The following is a 3,490-nucleotide window of genomic DNA, read 5'->3' on the forward strand; positions in this document are numbered from 1 at the left end:
TGGTGGGGCCGCTGCGTGCCGACGGTTACCACGAGATCGGCACGGTGTTCCACGCGCTCGAGCTGTACGACGAGCTGAGCGCCGCACCCGCCGAGTCGCTGCTGCTGAGCATGCGCGGCTCCGAGAGCGCCGGGCTGCCCACCGACCGGGGCAACCTGGCATGGCGGGCCGCGGAGCTGCTGGCCGCGCATGCCGGCGTCCCCGCCCGGGTCGAACTCACCATCGACAAGCACATTCCGGTGGCGGGCGGCCTGGCCGGCGGATCGGCCGACGCCGCCGCCGCGCTGCTGGCCTGTGACCGGCTGTGGGGGCTCGGGCTGCCGGCCGGCGAGCTGGCCACGCTGGCCGGCCGGCTGGGCAGCGACGTCGCGTTCGCGCTGGTCGGCGGCTCGGCCATCGGCGCCGGTCGCGGCGAGCGGCTGCGGCCCATCGAGGGCGGGGCCGGCTTCTCCTGGGTGCTGGCGGTGGCGCACGACGGCCTGTCGACGCCGGCCGTCTATGCCGAGCTGGATCGCCAGCGCGGGCCGGAGCTGGTCCGGACCGCCGCCGACCCCGCCGCCGCGATCGCGGCCAGCGGGCTGGTCGAGGCGGTCGCCAGCGGAGATCCCGGGCTGCTGGCGAGCCGACTGGTCAACGACCTGCAACCGGCGGCGATCACCCTGGCGCCCTACCTGGCCGGCACCCTGGCCGCCGGTCGCGACCGCGGCGCGCTGGCGGGCATCGTGTCCGGCTCTGGGCCGACCTGCGCGTTCCTGGCTCGCGACGAGCAGCACGCCCGGGAGCTGGCCCGGTCGCTGACCGCCAGTGGCGCCTGCCGGCGCGCCTATCCGGTGGCCGGCGGCCGCGCGAGAGCGACGGTGCTGGCCTGATGGCTGTGAACCTGGTCAACCTGGAGAACGTCTCCAAGAGCTACGGCACCACCTCGGTGCTGGAGTCGGTGTCGCTCGGGATCGGGGACCGGGACCGGATCGGGGTGGTCGGGCGCAACGGCGGCGGGAAGTCCACCCTGCTGCGGATGATCACCGGCGCCGAGCCACCGGACTCCGGCCGAGCCACCGCCACCGGCGGCCTGCGGATCGCCACCGTCGACCAGGCCGGCCACCTCCGGGCCGGTTCCACCGTGCGCGATCTGGTCGTGGGCGATGCGGCCGAGCACGTCTGGGCCGGTGACGTGGGAGTGCGCGAGGTGCTCACCGGGCTGGGGCTGGCGGCGCTGGGCCTTTCCACCCTGGTTGACCGGCTGTCCGGCGGCGAGAGCCGCCGGGTGTCGCTGGCCGCGGCGCTGGTCACCGACGCCGACCTGCTGGTGCTGGACGAGCCCACCAACCACCTCGACATCGAGGGCGTCACCTGGCTCGCGGAGTACCTGAACCGGCGCCGCGGCGCGCTGCTGGCCGTCACCCACGACCGGTGGTTCCTCGACGCGGTGTGCACCCGCACCTGGGAGGTCACCGACGGCTCGGTGCGCAGTTTCGACGGCGGCTACGCCGCCTACGTGCTGGCCCGGGCCGAGCGGGACCGGCAGGCCAGCGCCAGCGAGGCCCGGCGGCAGAACCTGCTGCGCAAGGAGCTGGCCTGGCTGCGCCGGGGGCCGCCGGCCCGCACGTCCAAGCCGAAGTTCCGGATCGAGGCCGCCGAGGCGCTGATCGCCGACGTCCCGCCGGTGCGCAGCAGTGTCGAGCTGCGGGCATTGTCGGCCCGGCGGCTGGGCCGCACCGTCTATGACGTCGAGGACGTGACGCTCTCGGTGGGCGGCGGCGACACCGCCCGGACGCTGCTGGCCGACGCGAGCTGGCATGTCGGCCCCGGTGACCGGATCGGGATCATCGGCGTCAACGGCTCGGGCAAGACGCACCTGCTCCGGCTGCTGGCCGGCGAGCTGTCCCCCGATGCCGGCACGGTGGTGATCGGCCAGACCGTCCGGGTCGGGTACCTGTCCCAGAACGTCACCGAGCTGCCGTCCCGGCTGCGGGTGATCGAGGCGGTGACCGAGGTCCGTGGCACCGCGGTGCTCGGCGGTGTCGAGCAGTCGGCCAGCCAGCTGGCCGAGCGGTTCGGCTTCGCCAACGAGCGGCAGTGGACGCCGGTGAGCGACCTGTCCGGCGGCGAGCGGCGGCGGCTGCAACTGCTGCGGCTGCTGCTCACCCAGCCCAACGTGCTGCTGCTGGACGAGCCCACCAACGACCTGGACACCGACACCCTCGCCGAGCTGGAGGACCTGCTGGATTCCTGGGCCGGCACCCTGGTGGTGGTCAGCCACGACCGCTACCTGATCGAGCGGGTCTGCGATTCGACGGTCGCGCTGCTGGGCGACGGCTCGATCGCCGCGCTGCCCGGCGGGATCGATGAGTACCTGCGTCGCCGGGCGGCCGACCTGCGAGCCGCCGAGCAGGACAGCCGGGCGGTCGCCGTCGCGGCGAAACCGGCCCGCAAGGGCGATCCGCGGGCGACCCGCAAGGAGCTGGCCCGGCTGGAGCGCGAGATCGCCAAGCTGGAGCGCCGGGAGGCCCAGCTGCACCAGTCGCTGGCCGAGCACGCCACCGACTATGCCCGTATCGGCGAGCTCGACGCCGAGCTGCGAACCGTGCTCAGCGCCAAGGATGCCGCCGAGCACAGCTGGCTGGAACTGTCCGAGGAGCTCTAGAACGCGCAGGCCATCTCCGTGCGGGGCGCTCAGCGCGGGAGCTCAGGAGTCCAGCGACAGCTTCGGCTTGGCCTCCAGGCCCCGCAGGCCGTTCCAGCCCAGGTTCACCAGGTGCGCGGCCACCTCCTCGCGCTTGGGCTTGCGCACCTCGAGCCACCACTGCCCGGTCAGTGCCACCATGCCCACCAGCATCTGGGCATACATGCCGGCAAGCTTCGGATTGAGCCGGCGGGCGCCGAACTCGCGCACCAGGATGTACTCCACCTGGCTGGCGATGTCGTTGAGCAGCGAGGAGAACGTCCCGGTGCTGGTGGCCACCGGGGAGTCCCGGACCAGGATCCGGAAGCCGTCGGTCTGCTCCTCGATGTAGGTCAGCAGGGCCAGCGCCGCCTGCTCGACCAGCGCCCGGGGGTTTGAGCCGGTCAGGGCCGAGGTGATCCGGTCCATCAGGTTGCGCATCTCGCGGTCCACCACCACCGCGTAGAGACCTTCCTTGCCGCCGAAGTGCTCGTACACCACCGGTTTGCTGACCCCGGCGCGGCTGGCGATCTCCTCGATGGAGGTGGCTTCGAAGCCCTTCTCCGCGAACAGCGCCCGCCCGACGTCGAGCAGTTGCTCACGGCGTTCCTTGCCGGTCATCCGAACCCGGGGCCTGCTCTGGCTGTCGGTCACCGGGCCCATTGTTCCGCATCCGCCCAAGTAGTCGCGGTGTGCCTGGTTGTGCGGGCTTGCGATCATGGGTAGATGACCGACTCGCCGACCACCACCGCAGCCGGCGCTGCCAGCGCTACCGCAGCCGGCGCTGCCAGCGCTACCGCAGCCGGCGCCGCCGTAAGGTCCGCCGAG

3 protein-coding genes are annotated in these 3,490 nt (G+C 73.2%); 2 read left to right on the forward strand and 1 reads right to left on the reverse strand.

Annotated features, from left to right (window positions below; all coding sequences use genetic code 11):
• The first annotated feature begins 2 nt into the window (after positions 1 to 2).
• Positions 3 to 869, forward strand: a complete 867-nt coding sequence (locus VF542_RS03500) for a 4-(cytidine 5'-diphospho)-2-C-methyl-D-erythritol kinase (RefSeq protein WP_408650316.1) — start codon at positions 3 to 5, stop codon at positions 867 to 869.
• The gene (locus tag VF542_RS03505) at positions 869 to 2,644 is read left to right on the forward strand and encodes an ABC-F family ATP-binding cassette domain-containing protein (protein WP_408650317.1); all 1,776 of its coding nucleotides are present in this window, start codon (positions 869 to 871) and stop codon (positions 2,642 to 2,644) included. Before VF542_RS03500 ends, VF542_RS03505 begins: the two co-directional genes overlap by 1 nt.
• Positions 2,645 to 2,686: 42 nt before the next feature.
• Here VF542_RS03505 and VF542_RS03510 read toward each other — a convergent pair whose 3' ends face one another.
• Positions 2,687 to 3,283: a TetR family transcriptional regulator gene (locus tag VF542_RS03510; protein WP_408650318.1), complete on the reverse strand. Its 597-nt coding sequence runs from the start codon at positions 3,281 to 3,283 to the stop codon at positions 2,687 to 2,689.
• Positions 3,284 to 3,490: the final 207 nt, after the last annotated feature.

The sequence above is a fragment of the Jatrophihabitans sp. genome, assembly GCF_036389215.1.
Lineage (GTDB): Bacteria > Actinomycetota > Actinomycetes > Mycobacteriales > Jatrophihabitantaceae > Jatrophihabitans_A.